This window comes from Aeromonas sp. sif2433 (genome assembly GCF_019218705.1).
GTDB classification, from domain to species: Bacteria; Pseudomonadota; Gammaproteobacteria; order Enterobacterales; family Aeromonadaceae; genus Aeromonas; species Aeromonas encheleia.
The window spans coordinates 598,455-613,194 of record NZ_JAHUXD010000001.1 but is presented as its reverse complement, the minus strand read 5'-3'; the positions used below and the strand labels follow the sequence as shown (position 1 = coordinate 613,194).

General features: G+C 63.5%; 17 protein-coding genes and 1 riboswitch. Of the genes, 15 read left to right on the top strand and 2 right to left on the bottom strand.

What is annotated here, in order from left to right:
• Positions 1 to 71: 71 nt before the first annotated feature.
• Positions 72 to 710 (bottom strand): two-component system response regulator NarL, encoded by a 639-nt coding sequence (gene narL, locus KW825_RS02655; protein WP_042651404.1) that lies wholly within the window; start codon positions 708 to 710, stop codon positions 72 to 74.
• A complete protein-coding gene (narQ, locus tag KW825_RS02650; RefSeq protein WP_218328114.1) occupies positions 710 to 2,422 on the bottom strand; it encodes a nitrate/nitrite two-component system sensor histidine kinase NarQ in 1,713 nt (570 codons plus the stop codon). The genes narL and narQ overlap by 1 nt, the downstream gene beginning before the upstream one ends.
• A gap of 79 nt (positions 2,423 to 2,501) precedes the next feature.
• Positions 2,502 to 2,640: riboswitch (molybdenum cofactor riboswitch) on the top strand.
• Between narQ and moaA the strand changes: the two genes are divergently transcribed.
• The 15 genes from moaA (at position 2,628) to modC (ending at position 14,648) form a co-directional block, all read left to right on the top strand.
• Positions 2,628 to 3,623 carry a GTP 3',8-cyclase MoaA gene (gene moaA, locus KW825_RS02645; protein WP_218328113.1) on the top strand — a complete coding sequence of 332 codons (996 nt, stop codon included), beginning with the start codon at positions 2,628 to 2,630 and terminating at the stop codon, positions 3,621 to 3,623. It overlaps the preceding riboswitch by 13 nt.
• Positions 3,624 to 3,874: 251 nt before the next feature.
• Entirely contained in the window at positions 3,875 to 4,387 is a 513-nt protein-coding gene (gene napF, locus KW825_RS02640; RefSeq protein ID WP_218328112.1) for a ferredoxin-type protein NapF, read from the top strand.
• 66 nt (positions 4,388 to 4,453) lie between these two features.
• On the top strand, positions 4,454 to 4,747 hold the full coding sequence (locus KW825_RS02635; RefSeq protein ID WP_232018914.1) for a chaperone NapD: 294 nt from the start codon (positions 4,454 to 4,456) through the stop codon (positions 4,745 to 4,747).
• Complete coding sequence (gene napA / locus KW825_RS02630; protein WP_218328111.1) at positions 4,744 to 7,233, top strand: nitrate reductase catalytic subunit NapA; 2,490 nt, start codon at positions 4,744 to 4,746, stop codon at positions 7,231 to 7,233. Before KW825_RS02635 ends, napA begins: the two co-directional genes overlap by 4 nt.
• A 15-nt stretch (positions 7,234 to 7,248) precedes the next feature.
• Entirely contained in the window at positions 7,249 to 7,983 is a 735-nt protein-coding gene (gene napG, locus KW825_RS02625) for a ferredoxin-type protein NapG (protein ID WP_042651410.1), read from the top strand.
• Positions 7,980 to 8,855 (top strand): quinol dehydrogenase ferredoxin subunit NapH, encoded by an 876-nt coding sequence (gene napH / locus KW825_RS02620; RefSeq protein WP_218328110.1) that lies wholly within the window; start codon positions 7,980 to 7,982, stop codon positions 8,853 to 8,855. The genes napG and napH overlap by 4 nt, the downstream gene beginning before the upstream one ends.
• A complete protein-coding gene (locus tag KW825_RS02615; protein ID WP_042651412.1) occupies positions 8,855 to 9,310 on the top strand; it encodes a nitrate reductase cytochrome c-type subunit in 456 nt (151 codons plus the stop codon). The genes napH and KW825_RS02615 overlap by 1 nt, the downstream gene beginning before the upstream one ends.
• Positions 9,311 to 9,404: 94 nt before the next feature.
• A complete protein-coding gene (locus tag KW825_RS02610) occupies positions 9,405 to 9,995 on the top strand; it encodes a cytochrome c3 family protein (protein ID WP_042651413.1) in 591 nt (196 codons plus the stop codon).
• A gap of 222 nt (positions 9,996 to 10,217) precedes the next feature.
• Positions 10,218 to 10,724: a molybdenum cofactor biosynthesis protein B gene (gene moaB / locus KW825_RS02605; RefSeq protein ID WP_218328109.1), complete on the top strand. Its 507-nt coding sequence runs from the start codon at positions 10,218 to 10,220 to the stop codon at positions 10,722 to 10,724.
• A gap of 22 nt (positions 10,725 to 10,746) precedes the next feature.
• The gene (gene moaC / locus KW825_RS02600; RefSeq protein ID WP_218290186.1) at positions 10,747 to 11,241 is read left to right on the top strand and encodes a cyclic pyranopterin monophosphate synthase MoaC; all 495 of its coding nucleotides are present in this window, start codon (positions 10,747 to 10,749) and stop codon (positions 11,239 to 11,241) included.
• On the top strand, positions 11,238 to 11,483 hold the full coding sequence (moaD, locus tag KW825_RS02595) for a molybdopterin synthase sulfur carrier subunit (protein WP_218290188.1): 246 nt from the start codon (positions 11,238 to 11,240) through the stop codon (positions 11,481 to 11,483). The genes moaC and moaD overlap by 4 nt, the downstream gene beginning before the upstream one ends.
• A gap of 4 nt (positions 11,484 to 11,487) precedes the next feature.
• A complete protein-coding gene (moaE, locus tag KW825_RS02590; RefSeq protein ID WP_371315766.1) occupies positions 11,488 to 11,964 on the top strand; it encodes a molybdopterin synthase catalytic subunit MoaE in 477 nt (158 codons plus the stop codon).
• A gap of 113 nt (positions 11,965 to 12,077) precedes the next feature.
• Positions 12,078 to 12,806, top strand: a complete 729-nt coding sequence (modA, locus tag KW825_RS02585) for a molybdate ABC transporter substrate-binding protein (RefSeq protein ID WP_218328108.1) — start codon at positions 12,078 to 12,080, stop codon at positions 12,804 to 12,806.
• A 109-nt stretch (positions 12,807 to 12,915) separates the two neighbouring features.
• A complete protein-coding gene (gene modB, locus KW825_RS02580; RefSeq protein ID WP_042651419.1) occupies positions 12,916 to 13,596 on the top strand; it encodes a molybdate ABC transporter permease subunit in 681 nt (226 codons plus the stop codon).
• Positions 13,593 to 14,648, top strand: coding sequence for a molybdenum ABC transporter ATP-binding protein (gene modC / locus KW825_RS02575; RefSeq protein ID WP_218328107.1), 1,056 nt, complete (start codon positions 13,593 to 13,595; stop codon positions 14,646 to 14,648). Before modB ends, modC begins: the two co-directional genes overlap by 4 nt.
• Positions 14,649 to 14,740 lie beyond the last annotated feature (92 nt).

Here is a 14,740-nt window from a genome sequence, read left to right as displayed (position 1 = left end):
AGGCCCCGACGTAGCGGGGCCTGATTGATTATTTATGCAGCCAGCTGAGCCGCGACCTGGGTGTGAGCGCGCTAGTTGCGCTGCTCCAGGTACATGACGGCGGCTTCCACCCGACTCTGGGCCTCGAGCTTCTTCAGCAGACTCTTCACGTGGACCTTGACCGTCCCTTCGGAAATATGGAGCACGGAGGCGACCTGCTTGTTGGAGAGCCCCTTGGCAATTTCGCGCAGGATCTGCATCTCGCGGCGGGTCAGGCTCTCCAGCTTCTGCTGCAGATGATCCAGCTCGTAGATGTTTTCCAGATAGGGGCGAAGCGGCTCGCTCAGGATCTGCTTGCCGGTCATGACATCGGCCAGTTGGCCCAGCAGCATGTCAGGCTCGGTGTCCTTGAGCAGGTAACCATCTGCGCCGGCCTTGAGCAGGGCCACCACGTCCTGGCGGGCATCGGAGACGGTCAGGATCACCACCCGGGAGGTGACCTCTTCGGCCCGCAGCGCCTTGAGGGTGTCGAGGCCGGAGAGCCCCTTCATGTTGAGATCGAGCAGGATCAGGTCGGGTTCGGATTCCTTGGCCATGGCCACGGCATCGGTACCGTTGGAAGCCTCACCGATCACCTCGATGTTCTCTTCCAGTTCCAGCAGCTGCACAATCCCTTTGCGCATGAGGGGATGGTCATCCACGACCAGAACACTATATTTCATCTCGTCCATCAGGCGTCTCTTGTTAGGCTGGTGGGAAAGGTCAGGTGTACACGGGTGCCGCCGGATGGCGGCTCACTGATGGCCAGCTGGCCGTGCAACTTGCTGGCGCGCTCGCTCATGATGCTAAGACCGTAGTGATTGACCGCGGAGCTCGCGCCCCCTATTCCGACACCATCATCTGAAATCTGAACCTGAATGTTACCATCAGCCAGGGTCTCACAGCTAACCTCAATCAGCTGTGCGCCGGCATGTTTGATGGCATTGAGCACTGCCTCACGGATCAGCTGCAGGATATGGATGTGCTGCCCCGCCTCGAGGTCAGTATCGGCAAGACCGTATTGGAGCCTGATTTCGGCCCGGGTCTGGGGCTTGAGCTGCTCCAGCATGACGCCGATGGCTTCGCCGAGATTGGCGTCACCTATGCTGAGGCGGAAGGTGCCGAGCAACTCGCGCAACTGGGTATAGGCGTTGCTGAGCCCCTCGTCGATCTGCTGCATGGCCGCCTCGGCCTTGCCGTGATCCCCCTTGGCGACGGAGCGCTTGAGCAGGGTGGACTGGATCTTGAGGTAGGAGAGCGCCTGGGCCAGCGAGTCGTGCAGCTCGCGGGCGATGACGGCACGCTCCTCCATCAGCAGCAGGCGCTGATGTTGCAGCAGGGTCTGGTCCTTGTGCAGCACCTGGGCCAGCAGCATGGAGAAGTTCTTCATCAGCCGCTCGTCGATGGGGTGCTCGCTGATCATGTCGAGCCGCCCGAACTCCTGATCGTCCATCTGCAGATAGAAGCTCACCAGGCTATCCAGATCGCCTGGCCAGCCCTTGCGGCCGGTGATGTACACCGGCATGGCGTTGTGCTCGAAGCGGGTCAGCCGGATGTAGTCGATGTGCTGATGGGCGGCCGCCCGCTCCAACAGCTTCTGCAGGGTACGCCGGCTCAGCGGCGCCGCGTGCAGCTTCTGGGCGGTGGAATAGAGGAAGGAGAGGGTATCGTTGGCCTGTTGCAGCTTGGCGGTCTTCTCCTCCACCTTGCTCTCCAGCTCCCGATAGAGCTTGCCGAGTTCGTCCGCCATGGTGACGAAGGCGCCCGACAGTTCCCCCAGTTCGTTCTCGCAGTGGGGGGGCAGGGTGAGATCGAACTCCTGGCGCTGGATCTGGCGGGCACAATAGACCAGCTGGTTGAGCGGGGCCACCACCTGCTGGCGGGTGAAGCGCACCGTGAACCAGGCGATGGTGATGATGGAGAGCAGCCCCAGCCCCTCCGCCAGTGCCAGCATGCGCACCTTGAACTCCACGTGGTATTGCATCTGGTTGACGAAGTCGTCGATGGCGGCGACAAACTGCTCGGTGTTGTCGGTGTAGCGCCTGGGGGTGGCATTCTCGATGTGCTCACGCATCACCTGCCATTGCAGCAACACCTCGCCATAGGTGCGGCGCAGGGAGGCGGGGGTGATCCAGCGCTGGGTTTCCTGCAATTCGGGTGCGCGCAGCGTCTGCTCGAACTGGGCGAGCCGCCCCAGCACGGTCTGGCCCTGCTCGATCTCGTAGGCCATGCGATAGGCCTGCATGCGCAATGAGCCGGACAGGTTGATGGCCTTGGCATCGGGGACCGAATAGAACAGGGTGACCATGGCGACGACGGCGATCAGGCTCGCCATGAACAGGATGAGCACCATGGAGCGGCCGATGGCGCTGCTGACAGACTGCACTTTGAACCACTTTCGCATGCTGGTTGAGGGTCCCGGGACTGGTAAGAAACCACATAAAGTTGCGTGGGAGTGTACTCCAACTTGTGCTAGCATCGAAAAACTAGATGAACTCCGAGCGGTTTTGCCTAAGTCCTCAGATAGGGGGAAACCGCCGTCAGCCGATCTTCGCGCTGTAAGGGTCAGGAAAGAAATGCCCTGGCCTCCCGTATTTGGAAAGGTGTTTATGTTGCCACTTGAAGATGGTTTTTCCCGTCGTTTTTACTATTTGCGCCTGTCGGTCACCGACGTGTGCAATTTTCGTTGTACCTACTGCCTGCCCGACGGCTATCGCCCCCCAGAAGGGAATAAAGAGGGGCGCAAGTCGTTTCTCTCGCAAGAGGAGATCCGCCGGATCGTGTCCGGTTTCGCCGCCATGGGCACCCGCAAGGTGCGCCTGACCGGTGGCGAGCCTTCCCTGCGCCGTGATTTCACCGCCATCATCGAGACCGTGGCCAACACGCCTGGGATCGAGAAGGTGGCGATGACCACCAATGGTTATCGTTTGAAGGAGCGGGCGCAGGAGTGGTTCGATGCCGGCCTGACCGCGCTCAACGTCAGTGTCGACAGCCTGGATCCGCGCCAGTTTCACCAGATCACCGGCGAGAACAAGCTGGCGGAGGTGATGGAGGGGATCGAAGCGGCACTGGCCGCCGGCTTCAAGTCGGTGAAGATCAATGCGGTGCTGCTCAAGGGGCTCAACGATCAGCAGCTGGATGCGTTTCTGGCCTGGATCAGGCACAAGCCCATCGAACTGCGTTTCATCGAGTTGATGCAGACCGGGGAGATGGACAGCCTGTTTCGCGATCACCACGCCAGCGGCGAGCTCATCAAGCAGCAGCTGCTCGGCAATGGCTGGGTCCAGCAGCTGCGCGGGGCCGACGACGGTCCGGCCCAGGTGTTCATGCACCCGGCGTCACAGGGCGGGGTGGGGCTCATCATGCCCTACAGCAAGGACTTCTGCGCCGGTTGCAACCGGCTGCGGGTCTCCTCTGTGGGCAAGCTGCACCTCTGCCTGTTCGGCGACCACGGCGTGGAGCTGCGGGATCTGCTCACTGCCGACAGCCAACAGGACGAGTTGCAACAACGGATCCGCCAGGCCCTCGTCGGCAAGGCCGCCACCCATCGCCTGCACGACGGCAATGCCGGCATGACCCCCCATCTTGCCTCCATCGGCGGTTGAGGTTTCGCCGCCCGATAAAAATAGCCACCGATTAATAAGCAATCCTCACATAGGGGTATTTTGCCCCGCCCCTGTGTGACCTCATTGTGCCAAGGGATTGATCCAGCGCAAGAATCCCCCCTGTTTATCCCCCTAGTGGTATATCCCTTAACTTGTCGGGGACGCAATATACACCCACGCTTATAATTGGTATTGAAAATACCAGTCACATAGTCCGCACTCGAGTCTTTTACCTGCGAAGAGGAAGCAATATGCCGGATGGGGTCAACCTGTCACGCCGTGGTTTGTTTCGAGGCCGACTGAGTGCGCCCGAGCCCGAGACACGGCTGCCCTGGTCCCTCTCCTGGCCCGACTTCGTGGCCGACTGTACCCGTTGCGGAGACTGCCTGACGGCCTGTCCGGAGCAGATCCTGGTCAAGGGAGACGGTGGTTTCCCGACCCTGGACTTTAGCCGCGGCGAGTGCACCTTTTGTACCGAATGCGTCTCGGCCTGCGAGCTGCCGTTGTTTCGTCCGGTGACGGAAGCCCCCTGGGACTACGTGGCCCATATCGAAGCCGGTTGTCTGGCCCATGAGCAGGTCTTCTGCCAGCGCTGTCAGGACAGCTGCGAACACAATGCGATCCGTTTTTCTCCCCAGTTGGGACGAGTGCCGACGCCCAGCATCGATCTCGAGCTGTGCAATGGCTGTGGCGCCTGCGTCGCGGATTGCCCGGTCGGCAGCATCAGGGTCGGCGCACCCCGCGGCGAACCGAATCAGGTCTGAGCCAGGGCGTCGCCGGCATGCCCCCAGGGTGGCATCGCCTCTGCCGCTAGCCGATAGGAAGCAAGGATGAGCAAGTTGGAAAACACTATGAACCGAGAAGAGTTCCACGTATCGAGCCTGGTGGTGCTGACCCAGCCCCCATTGCGTCACCGGCTCGCCGAACAGATCGCGGCCCTCGAGGGTGCCGAGATCCACGCTGTCAGCGACGAAGGCAAGTTGGTGGTGACCCTGGAAGGGTCGAGCCAGCGCCCCATCATGGCGGCCATAGATGCCATTGGGGCAATGCCCGGGGTGCTCTCCGCCGCCCTGATCTACCACCAGTTCGATGAACTCGATAAGCAATGCGAGGATATGCCATGAAGCTGAGTCGACGCGACTTTATGAAGGCCAATGCGGTGGCGGCTGCCGCTGCCGTGGCCGGTGTCAGTGCCCCCACCCTGGCGGCGAACCTTATCACCAGCACCGACAAGACCGCCATCACCTGGGACAAGGCGCCGTGCCGTTTCTGCGGGACCGGCTGCTCAGTGCTGGTGGGCTCCCAGGCCGGCCGCGTCGTCGCGACCCAGGGCGATCCCGATGCGCCGGTCAACCGTGGCCTCAACTGCATCAAGGGCTACTTCCTGTCGAAAATCATGTATGGCGAGGATCGTCTGACCCAGCCGCTGCTGCGCATGACCAACGGCAAGTTCGACAAGAACGGTGACTTCGCCCCCATCAGCTGGGATCAGGCGTTCGACATCATGGCCGAGAAGTTCAAGGCCACCCTCAAAGAGAAGGGCCCGACCGCGGTCGGCATGTTCGGCTCGGGCCAGTGGACCGTGTGGGAAGGCTACGCCGCCTCCAAGCTGATGAAGGCGGGCTTCCGCTCCAACAACCTGGATCCCAACGCCCGTCACTGCATGGCCTCGGCCGTGGTCGGCTTCATGCGCACCTTCGGCATGGATGAGCCCATGGGCTGCTACGACGACATCGAGCAGGCCGACGCCTTCGTGCTGTGGGGCTCCAACATGGCCGAGATGCACCCCATCCTCTGGTCCCGGATGTCCGATCGCCGCCTCTCCAATCCGGACGTGCAGGTGCATGTGCTCTCCACCTTCGAGCATCGCAGCTTCGAGTTGGCCGACAACGGTATGGTGTTCACCCCGCAGACCGATCTTGCGATCCTCAACTACGTCGCCAACTACATCATCCAGAACGACAAGGTGAACTGGGAGTTCGTCAACAAGCACACCCAGTTCCGCAAGGGCGTCACCGACATCGGCTACGGCCTGCGTCCGACCAACCCGCTGCAGCAGCAGGCGAAGAACCCGGACAGCGGCGACTCCACCCCCATGAGCTTCGATGACTTCGCGAAATTCGTGGCAGACTACGACGTCGAGTCGGTCTCCAAGCTCTCCGGCGTCTCCAAGGAGAAGCTGGAAAAACTGGCCCAGATCTATGCGGATCCGGCCAAGAAGGTGGTCTCCTACTGGACCATGGGCTTCAACCAGCACACCCGCGGCGTCTGGGCCAACAACCTCTGCTACAACATCCACCTGCTGACCGGCAAGATCTCCACCCCGGGCAGCGGTCCCTTCTCCCTGACCGGCCAGCCTTCCGCCTGTGGTACCGCGCGGGAAGTGGGCACCTTCGCCCACCGCCTGCCGGCCGACATGGTGGTGACCGAGCCCAAGCACCGCGCCATCGCCGAGAAGATCTGGAAGCTGCCGGAAGGCACCATCCCGGACAAGGTGGGTTATCACGCCGTGCTGCAGAACCGCATGCTCAAGGACGGCAAGCTCAACGCCTACTGGGTGATGTGCAACAACAACATGCAGGCCGCCCCGAACATGAACGAGGAGGGGCTGCCCGGTTATCGCAACCCGGCCAACTTCATCGTGGTGTCCGACCCTTACCCGACCGTCACTGCGCAAGCGGCGGACCTTATCCTGCCCACCGCCATGTGGGTGGAGAAGGAGGGTGCCTACGGCAACGCCGAGCGTCGCACCCAGTTCTGGCACCAGCAGGTCAAGGCGCCGGAAGGGGCCAAGTCCGATCTGTGGCAGCTGATGGAGTTCGCCAAGCGCTTCACCGTGGAAGAGGTGTGGCCGGCCGAGCTCATCGCCAAGATGCCGGAAGTGAAGGGCAAGACCCTCTATGAGGTGCTCTACCGCAACGGTCAGGTCGATCAGTTCCCGAAAGAGCAGAGCAAGGGGGCACTGAACGACGAGGCCGACCACTTCGGCTTCTACGTGCAGAAGGGGTTGTTCGAGGAGTACGCCAGCTTCGGCCGTGGCCATGGCCACGATCTGGCCCCCTTCGATCAGTATCACGAGGCCCGCGGCCTGCGCTGGCCGGTGGTGGACGGCAAGGAGACCCTGTGGCGCTATCGCGAAGGCTTCGATCCCTATGTGAAGGCGGGCGAGGGGGTGCGCTTCTACGGCAAGCCCGATGGCAAGGCGGTGATCTTCGCGCTGCCCTATGAGCCGGCCGCCGAGTCGCCGGACAAGGAATACGACATGTGGCTCTCCACCGGCCGCGTGCTGGAGCACTGGCACACCGGCACCATGACCCGCCGCGTGCCCGAGCTCTATCGCGCCTTCCCGGATGCGGTGCTGTTCATGCACCCGGAAGATGCCAAGGCCCGTGGCGTGCGCCGTGGCGAAGAGGTGATCGTCGCCTCCCGCCGGGGTGAGGTGAAGACCCGGGTCGAGACCCGCGGCCGCAACCGTCCGCCCAAAGGCCTGGTGTTCATGCCCTTCTTCGATGCGAGCCAGCTGGTCAACAAGCTGACCCTGGACGCCACGGATCCGCTCTCCAAGGAGACGGATTACAAGAAGTGCGCCGTCAAGGTCATGAAGGCGTAAGGCGGGGTCCGGGGGATGAGTCGCAGCCGTCGCCAGTTCCTGGCCGACCTTGCCAAGGGGGCCTGCTCCGTGGGCCTGCTTGGCGCAGGGCTCGGCGGGGTGGCCCGGCAGCAGGCGCAGGCGGTGCCCGCCCAGGCACTGCGGCCGCCTGCGGCCCTGGACGAGGCGGAGTTCCTCGGCGCCTGCGTGCGCTGCGGGCTCTGCGTCGAGGCTTGTCCCTACGACACCCTCAAGCTCGCCAGGCTGCTGGAGCCGGTGACCACCGGCACCCCCTATTTCGAGGCGCGCGCCGTGCCGTGCGAGATGTGTGATGACATCCCCTGCGTGGTGGCCTGCCCGAGCGGGGCGCTGGATCCGGCCATGACCGACATCGATCAGGCGCGGATGGGGGTGGCGGTGCTCATCGACCATGAGACCTGCCTCAACTATCTGGGCCTGCGCTGCGATGTCTGTTACCGGGTCTGCCCGCTCATCGATCAGGCGATCACGCTCGAACTGGTGCGCAACCCGCGCACCGGCAAGCACGCCATGTTTCTGCCCACAGTGCACAGCGACAGCTGTACCGGCTGCGGCAAGTGCGAGCATGCCTGCGTGCTGGAGACGGCGGCCATCAAGGTGGTGCCCCACCGGCTCGCCAAGGGGGAGCTCGGCCATCACTACCGGCTCGGCTGGGAAGAGAAGCAGAAGGCGGGCAAGTCGCTCATCGGTGAGCGCCTCACCCTGCCGACCCGCAAACCGGAGGGGCTATGAGCCGCTATCCGGGGCAAGAGGCGAGGGTGCGGCTCGGCTGGTGGCGGTCACACCGCTTCCTGCTGCTGCGTCGTCTGACCCAGTTCGGCGTGCTGGGGCTCTTCCTGTTGGGGCCACTGGCGGGGATCTGGATCCTCAAGGGCAACCTCTCGAGCTCTTTATTGCTGGAGAGGGTGCCGCTGACGGAGCCGCTCACCCTGTTGCAGTCGGTCGCGGCGGGTCACTGGCCCCTCGCCACCCTGTGGTTCGGGGCGGCCATAGTGCTGCTGGGGTACTGGCTGGTCGGGGGGCGGCTGTTCTGCTCCTGGGTCTGCCCGGTCAACCTCATCACCGATGCGGCGGCCTGGCTGCGGGCCCGGCTCGGCCTCAAGGGCAACGGTCAGTTCGACCGCAACACGCGCTACTGGCTGCTGGCCATGGTGCTGCTGGCTCCGGCCATCACGGGCGTGCTGGTGTGGGAGCTGGTCAACCCGGTGTCGCTGACCCTGCGTGGTCTGCTGTTTGGCATGGGAGCGGGCTGGGGCTTGCTGGTGGCCCTGTTCCTGTTCGATCTGTTGGTGGTGGAGCGAGGCTGGTGTGGCCATCTCTGCCCGGTAGGGGCTTTCTATGCCCTGCTCAACCGGGTCGGGTTCATCAAGATTTCTGCCAAAGGGCGTGAGCGTTGCAGCAACTGTATGGATTGTTATGCGGTCTGCCCCGAGCGTCCCATCCTGCGCGGCCCGGTCCACGGTGCCAGGCGCGGTCACGGGCCCTTGATTGTGGCTCAGGAGTGCACTAACTGCGGCCGTTGCATCGATGTCTGCGCGGAGCAAGTTTTCGAAATCACAGTAGGTTTTGCCGTCAAGGCAGAGAAAACGTCGGAGAACACATAATGAAAAAGCTGATTGGAGCAATGCTGGCCTGCCTGATGGCGGGTTCCTTGATGGCGGCAGTCCCCGAGATCACCAACAGCACGGGAGGCATCAAGTCGGAGCGAGGCAGCACGGATCTCGCGATCGAGGCCGAGGCCGCCCCGCTCAAGAACTATCGCAAGGATGGCGACATCTACGATCGTCAGTACATGCATCAGCCCCCGCTGATCCCGCACGATACCCGTAACTACGAGGTGGACAACAAGGTCAACAAGTGTCTGGCCTGTCACAGCTTCAAGAACGCCAGTGCCATGAAGGCTCCCAAGATCAGCCCGACTCACTTCGAGACCCGTGACGGCCTGACCCTGGGTGAAGTCTCCCCCCGTCGCTACTTCTGTCTGCAGTGCCACGTGCCGCAAGCGGATGCCAAGCCGCTGGTGGAGAATACTTTCAAGCCGGTCGAAGCCCTGAACTAAGGAGTCCATAGATGAAATTACCCGGCTTTGCGCAACATCTCTGGAACACTTTCAAGTTTCCCTTGAACGAAGCACCGAACTGAGGAATCCACAGATGAAATTACCTGGTTTTGTGCAGCGACTCTGGACCACCTTCAAGTCTCCCTCCAAGGCGGCCCTCTGGGTGCTGCTGATGATGGGGTTCTTCGGCGGCGTCATCTTCTGGGGGGGCTTCAACACCGCCATGGAAGCGTCCAACACCGAGAAGTTCTGTACCGGTTGCCACGAGATGAAGGACAACGTCTTCGTCGAGTACCGTGACACCATCCACTACGCGAACCGCTCCGGCGTGCGCGCCAGTTGCCCGGACTGCCATGTGCCCCACGAATGGACCTACAAGATCATTCGCAAGGTGCAGGCCTCCAAGGAGCTGTGGGGCATGCTGACCGGCAAGGTGGACACCCGCGAGAAGTTCGAATCGCATCGGCGCGAGATGGCCGAGCGGGAGTGGCAGCGGATGAAGGAGACGGATTCGAGGGAGTGTCGCAACTGCCACAACTTCGAATACATGGACTTCTCCCTGCAGGGACGGCGTGCCGCCAAGATGCACTCCACCAACCTGGCCAGCGGCGAGAGCACCTGCATCGACTGTCACAAGGGCATAGCGCACCAGCTGCCTGACATGACGGGGGTGAAGGGCTTCTAAGGACGTGACCACAGGGTCGGGCATGCCCGGCCCTGTGGTTTTTCATTTTTATGGACTCGTTAATCCCATCTGCACGGCAACTTTTGATAGAATCCGTGCGCGATAACGCGACCCCCGCCGTTTTCCCCTCTCACCAGCCGGCATGGCTTCGGCGGTATCTGGCCGGGTGGGGGCGTGTCATCCCTTCTCCTCTCGTGGTCAATGATTGACAGGAATTGCCCAATGGCACCCAAAAACAGCGAATTCATTCCTCTCCAGATCGCCGTACTGACGGTCTCCGACAGCCGCACCTCCACCGACGACAGCTCGGGGGATTATCTGGTGTCGGCCCTGACGCAGGCCGGTCATCAGCTGGCGGATCGGGCGCTGTGCGCCGACAATCTGTTCCGCGTGCGGGCCCAGGTCAGCCAGTGGATCGTCGATGAGGCGGTGCAGGTGGTGCTGATCAACGGCGGCACCGGCTTCAATGAACAGAACCGGGTGCCGGAAGCGGTGGGCGTGCTGTTCGAGCGCACGGTGCAGGGCTTTGGCGAGATGTTCCGCCAGCTCTCCTTTGCCGAGATCAAGGGATCGGCCATGCAGAGCCGGGCGCTGGCGGGACTCGCCAACCGCACCCTCATCTGCTGCCTGCCCGGCTCCACCGGCGCCTGCCAGCTGGGCTGGGAGCAGCTAATCCGGGATCAGCTCGACGCCCGCACCAGGCCCTGCAACTTTGTCTCCCACCTTTGAACCCCACCCCTGAGGGAAAGTGATGAACCTGACCCATCTCAACCAAAGCGGTGAGGCCCACATGGTGGACGTGACCGACAAGCAGGTCACCGAACGGGAGGCCCGCGCCGAGGCCTTCGTGACCATGGCGCCCGCCACCCTGGCCCTGATCCTGAGCGGTCAGCACCACAAGGGCGACGTCTTTGCCACCGCCCGCATCGCCGGCATCATGGCGGCCAAGAAGACCGCCGATCTGATCCCGCTCTGCCATCCGCTGGCACTCACCAAGGTGGAGGTAGAGATCGAAGCCCAGCCCGAGCACAATAGGGTACACATCCGCACCCTCTGCAAGCTCTCGGGCAAGACAGGGGTGGAGATGGAAGCCCTGACCGCCGCCTCGGTGGCGGCGCTCACCATCTATGACATGTGCAAGGCGGTGCAGAAGGACATGGTCATCGAGCAGCTGCGCCTGGTCGAGAAGAAGGGCGGCAAGTCCGGTCACTTCCAGCTGGCACCGGATGCAGGAGAGAACGCATGATCAAGGTTCTGTTTTTCGCCCAGGTGCGGGAGCTGGTCGGTTGCGACGAGCTGAGCCTGCCCAGCGACTACGCCACGGCCGAACAACTGCGCGTGGCCCTGTGCGAGCGCGGCGACAAGTGGGCGCTGGCGCTGGAAGCGGGCAAGCTGCTGGTGGCGGTCAACCAGACCCTGGTGCCTCTCGATACGGCGCTGGTCGATGGCGACGAGGTGGCCTTCTTCCCCCCCGTGACCGGAGGCTGAGCCCATGTCCCACGAGATGCCCACTGACTCGACCGATCGCATCCTGGTGCAGCGGGCCGACTTCTCCCTCGGTGATGAATACCAGCGGCTCGCCGCCCGTCACGACACGGGTGCCATCGTCACCTTCGTCGGCAAGGTGCGCGACTTCAATCAGGGGGAGCAGGTCAAGGGGCTGGCCCTCGAGCACTACCCCGGCATGACCGAGAAGGCGCTGGCCGATATCGTCGCCCAGGCGCGCCGTCGTTGGCCGCTGCAGGAGTGCACCCTCATTCACCGCATCGGTGAGCTGCTGCTCGGCGATCAGATAGTGCTGGTGGCGGTGAGCAGCGCCCACCGGGATGCAGCCTTCGAGGCCTGCCACTTCATCATGGATTTCTTGAAGACCCGGGCGCCGTTCTGGAAGAAAGAGCTGACCGCCGAGGGCATAACGCGCTGGGTCGAGGCCAAGCAGAGCGATGACGACGCCGCGGCTCGCTGGTGAATAGACGCTGATAAGGCGCACGCTGATATTGAGGGAGTGAGTCCCGCGAAGGGATTACCCCATTTTCGGGCCCGGCAGAACCAGGCCCTCGGTGTAATGACAGGAGTAAGGGAATGAAGCAGCTGTTATCCGTGTTGTTGGTGGGCGCCTGCACCTGCGCGCTGCACAGTGGCGCCGTGCAGGCCGACGAGGTCAAGGTCGCCGTGGCCGCCAACTTCAAGGGCACCATAGAGCGCATCGGCAAGGAGTTTACCGCCAAGACCGGCCACAGCGTCGTCATCAGCTCGGCGGCCACTGGTGTGCTCTACACCCAGATCAGCCACGGTGCCCCCTTCGATCTCTTCCTCTCCGCCGACGTCAGCACCCCCGAGAAGCTGGAGAAAGAAGGCAAGGGCAGCGAGCGCTTCACCTACGCCATCGGCCAGCTGGGCCTGTGGAAGAAGGGTGGCCCGGCCCCCGATGAAGCCACTCTGCGCGGCTGGAAGGGCAACCTCGCCATCGCCAACCCGCGCACCGCCCCCTACGGCGCCGCCGCCATGGCGACCCTGGAGCAGCTCAAGATCGATCCCAAGCAGTATCGCCTGCTGACCGGTGCCAACATAGGCCAGACCTGGCAGTTTGTGGACACCGGCAACGCCGAGCTGGGCTTCGTCGCCTGGGCCAACCTGGTGGAAGCGGGCAAGACCGGTGAAGCCTGGGCGGTGCCGAACCAGCTCTATCCGGCCATCGAGCAGCAGGGGCTGGTGCTGAAGAAAGGGGAAGCGGTCGATGCCCTGGTGGCCTGGCTCAAGGGCCCTGGTCAGAGCACCATCAAGGACGCGGGTTATGCTCTGCCGCAATGATGGCCTGAGCGCTAATTCTGCATGATGAGTGGCCGGCCTCTGGGCCGGCCACTCTTTGCTATGAGGATGCAAGACATGTTGTTGCTCGAATCTGGCCGGGACCTTGACCATGAGTGAAGGGGATCTGCTGGCCGTCTGGTTGACCCTGAAGCTGGCCGGCAGCACCACCGGCATCCTGCTGCTGCTGTCGCCGCCGCTGGCCTGGTGGCTGTCTCGCAGCCAGCACCGGCTGCGGCCGCTGGTGGAGGCGCTGGTGGCGTTGCCGCTGGTGCTGCCGCCGACGGTACTCGGCTTCTATCTGCTGCTCGCCTTCTCCCCCTCCTACGGCTTCGGTGCCTGGTGGAAGGAGACCTTCGGCGCCCCCCTTGCCTTCAGTTTCCTCGGCCTGCTGTTTGCCTCCATCCTCTATTCGCTGCCCTTCGTGGTGCAGCCGCTCACCTCCGCCTTCGTCAACATGGGCAGCAAAGAACTTGAGGCGGCCGCCACCCTGGGGCTGGGGCCCCTCGAGCGCTTCTTCCACATCATCTTGCCGATGACGCTGCCGAGCTTCGTGATGGCGGCGGCGCTGGGCTTTGCTCATACCCTCGGGGAGTTCGGGGTGGTGCTGATGATAGGGGGCAACATCCCGGGGGAGACCCAGGTGCTCTCCATCGCCCTGTTCGATCACGTGGAGGCCATGGATTATCAAAACGCCCACACTCTGGCCGGCGGCCTGATGGGCTTCTCCCTCGTCATGCTGGTGCTGGTCTACGGCGTCTTGCAGCGTCGGCAACGGAGGCTGTTCGGATGAGCCTTCACCTCAAGGCCAGACGCCGGTTTGGCGGCTTCGAGCTCGACTGCGAGCTGGCGCTGCCGCTGGGTGGCATGCTCGGCCTGTTCGGCCCCTCAGGTTGTGGCAAGAGCACCCTGCTGCGCATCATCGCCGGGCTCGATCGCCAGCCTCAGGATCGCCTGCGCTGGCAGGGGCGGGAGCTTGGGAGCCTGCTGCCCGAGCGGCGCCGCATCGGCCTGGTGTTCCAGGACTCGCGGCTCTTCCCCCATATGACGGTGCTGGCCAACCTGCAGCTGGCGGCCCGCAAGGGCAGGGGGCGCTGGCAGCTCGAGGCGCTGGCCGAGCGACTCGGCTTCGTCGAACTGCTGCCCCAGCCTGCCCATGGCCTCTCCGGGGGCCAGCGCCAGCGGGTGGCACTGGGGCGGGCGCTGCTGGCCGAGCCCGATCTGCTGCTGCTGGATGAGCCCTTCTCGGCGCTGGACAGGCGCAGCCGCATTCATCAGGCCCATGTGCTGAGGGGCCTGCAGCGCGAGAGCGGCCTGCCGATGATCTTCGTCAGCCACGCCATGGAGGAGGTGAGCCTGCTGTGCGATCAGCTGGTGCTGCTGGCCGAGGGGCGGGTGGAGGCCCAGGGTCGGCCCGGCGACATCTTCGCCCGCACCGACTTGTCGCTCGCCAGTCGCGATGATGCCGGCGTCATGCTGAGCGCCACCCTGGCCCACTACGACGACGCCTCGCAGATGGCGAGCCTGCGACTCGGCGAGCAGACCCTGATGGTCACCATGGATCATGCCCCCGACGAGACAGGCCCCCTGCAGATCAAGGTGGCGGGACGGGATGTGGTGATCGCCACCGCCCCCATAGCGCACTCCAGCCTCTCCAACTGCCTCGAGACCCGCCTGCTGGAGATCCGGGAAGTCAGGCCGGGCCAAACCCTGTTGCAGTTGGCTCTGGGGCAGCAGATACTGCTGGCCCGGATCACCAGCCGCTCGGCCGAGCGGCTCGCGCTGGTGCCGGGGCAGCTCCTCTATGCCTACATCAAGGCGGTGAGCCTGGTCGGTGAGGGCTGAGGCGTTTGGGACAGGATCCACTGTTCCATGTCCCTATCCAGCAAGGTGATGAGTCTGGTCGGCGAGGGTTGAGGTGCCTGGGACAGGATCCA

What these genes read in the sequence shown, in the direction of transcription:
- narQ (WP_218328114.1), bottom strand. Translation starts at nt 2,422, where the DNA reads ATGCGAAAGTGGTTCAAAGTGCAGTCTGTCAGCAGCGCCATCGGCCGC.
- moaA (WP_218328113.1), top strand. Translation starts at nt 2,628, where the DNA reads ATGTTGCCACTTGAAGATGGTTTTTCCCGTCGTTTTTACTATTTGCGC.
- narL (WP_042651404.1), bottom strand. Translation starts at nt 710, where the DNA reads ATGGACGAGATGAAATATAGTGTTCTGGTCGTGGATGACCATCCCCTC.
- moaC (WP_218290186.1), top strand. Translation starts at nt 10,747, where the DNA reads ATGAACCTGACCCATCTCAACCAAAGCGGTGAGGCCCACATGGTGGAC.
- moaB (WP_218328109.1), top strand. Translation starts at nt 10,218, where the DNA reads ATGGCACCCAAAAACAGCGAATTCATTCCTCTCCAGATCGCCGTACTG.
- moaE (WP_371315766.1), top strand. Translation starts at nt 11,488, where the DNA reads ATGTCCCACGAGATGCCCACTGACTCGACCGATCGCATCCTGGTGCAG.
- napH (WP_218328110.1), top strand. Translation starts at nt 7,980, where the DNA reads ATGAGCCGCTATCCGGGGCAAGAGGCGAGGGTGCGGCTCGGCTGGTGG.
- napF (WP_218328112.1), top strand. Translation starts at nt 3,875, where the DNA reads ATGCCGGATGGGGTCAACCTGTCACGCCGTGGTTTGTTTCGAGGCCGA.
- modA (WP_218328108.1), top strand. Translation starts at nt 12,078, where the DNA reads ATGAAGCAGCTGTTATCCGTGTTGTTGGTGGGCGCCTGCACCTGCGCG.
- KW825_RS02615 (WP_042651412.1), top strand. Translation starts at nt 8,855, where the DNA reads ATGAAAAAGCTGATTGGAGCAATGCTGGCCTGCCTGATGGCGGGTTCC.
- modB (WP_042651419.1), top strand. Translation starts at nt 12,916, where the DNA reads ATGAGTGAAGGGGATCTGCTGGCCGTCTGGTTGACCCTGAAGCTGGCC.
- KW825_RS02610 (WP_042651413.1), top strand. Translation starts at nt 9,405, where the DNA reads ATGAAATTACCTGGTTTTGTGCAGCGACTCTGGACCACCTTCAAGTCT.
- napA (WP_218328111.1), top strand. Translation starts at nt 4,744, where the DNA reads ATGAAGCTGAGTCGACGCGACTTTATGAAGGCCAATGCGGTGGCGGCT.
- modC (WP_218328107.1), top strand. Translation starts at nt 13,593, where the DNA reads ATGAGCCTTCACCTCAAGGCCAGACGCCGGTTTGGCGGCTTCGAGCTC.
- napG (WP_042651410.1), top strand. Translation starts at nt 7,249, where the DNA reads ATGAGTCGCAGCCGTCGCCAGTTCCTGGCCGACCTTGCCAAGGGGGCC.
- KW825_RS02635 (WP_232018914.1), top strand. Translation starts at nt 4,454, where the DNA reads ATGAGCAAGTTGGAAAACACTATGAACCGAGAAGAGTTCCACGTATCG.
- moaD (WP_218290188.1), top strand. Translation starts at nt 11,238, where the DNA reads ATGATCAAGGTTCTGTTTTTCGCCCAGGTGCGGGAGCTGGTCGGTTGC.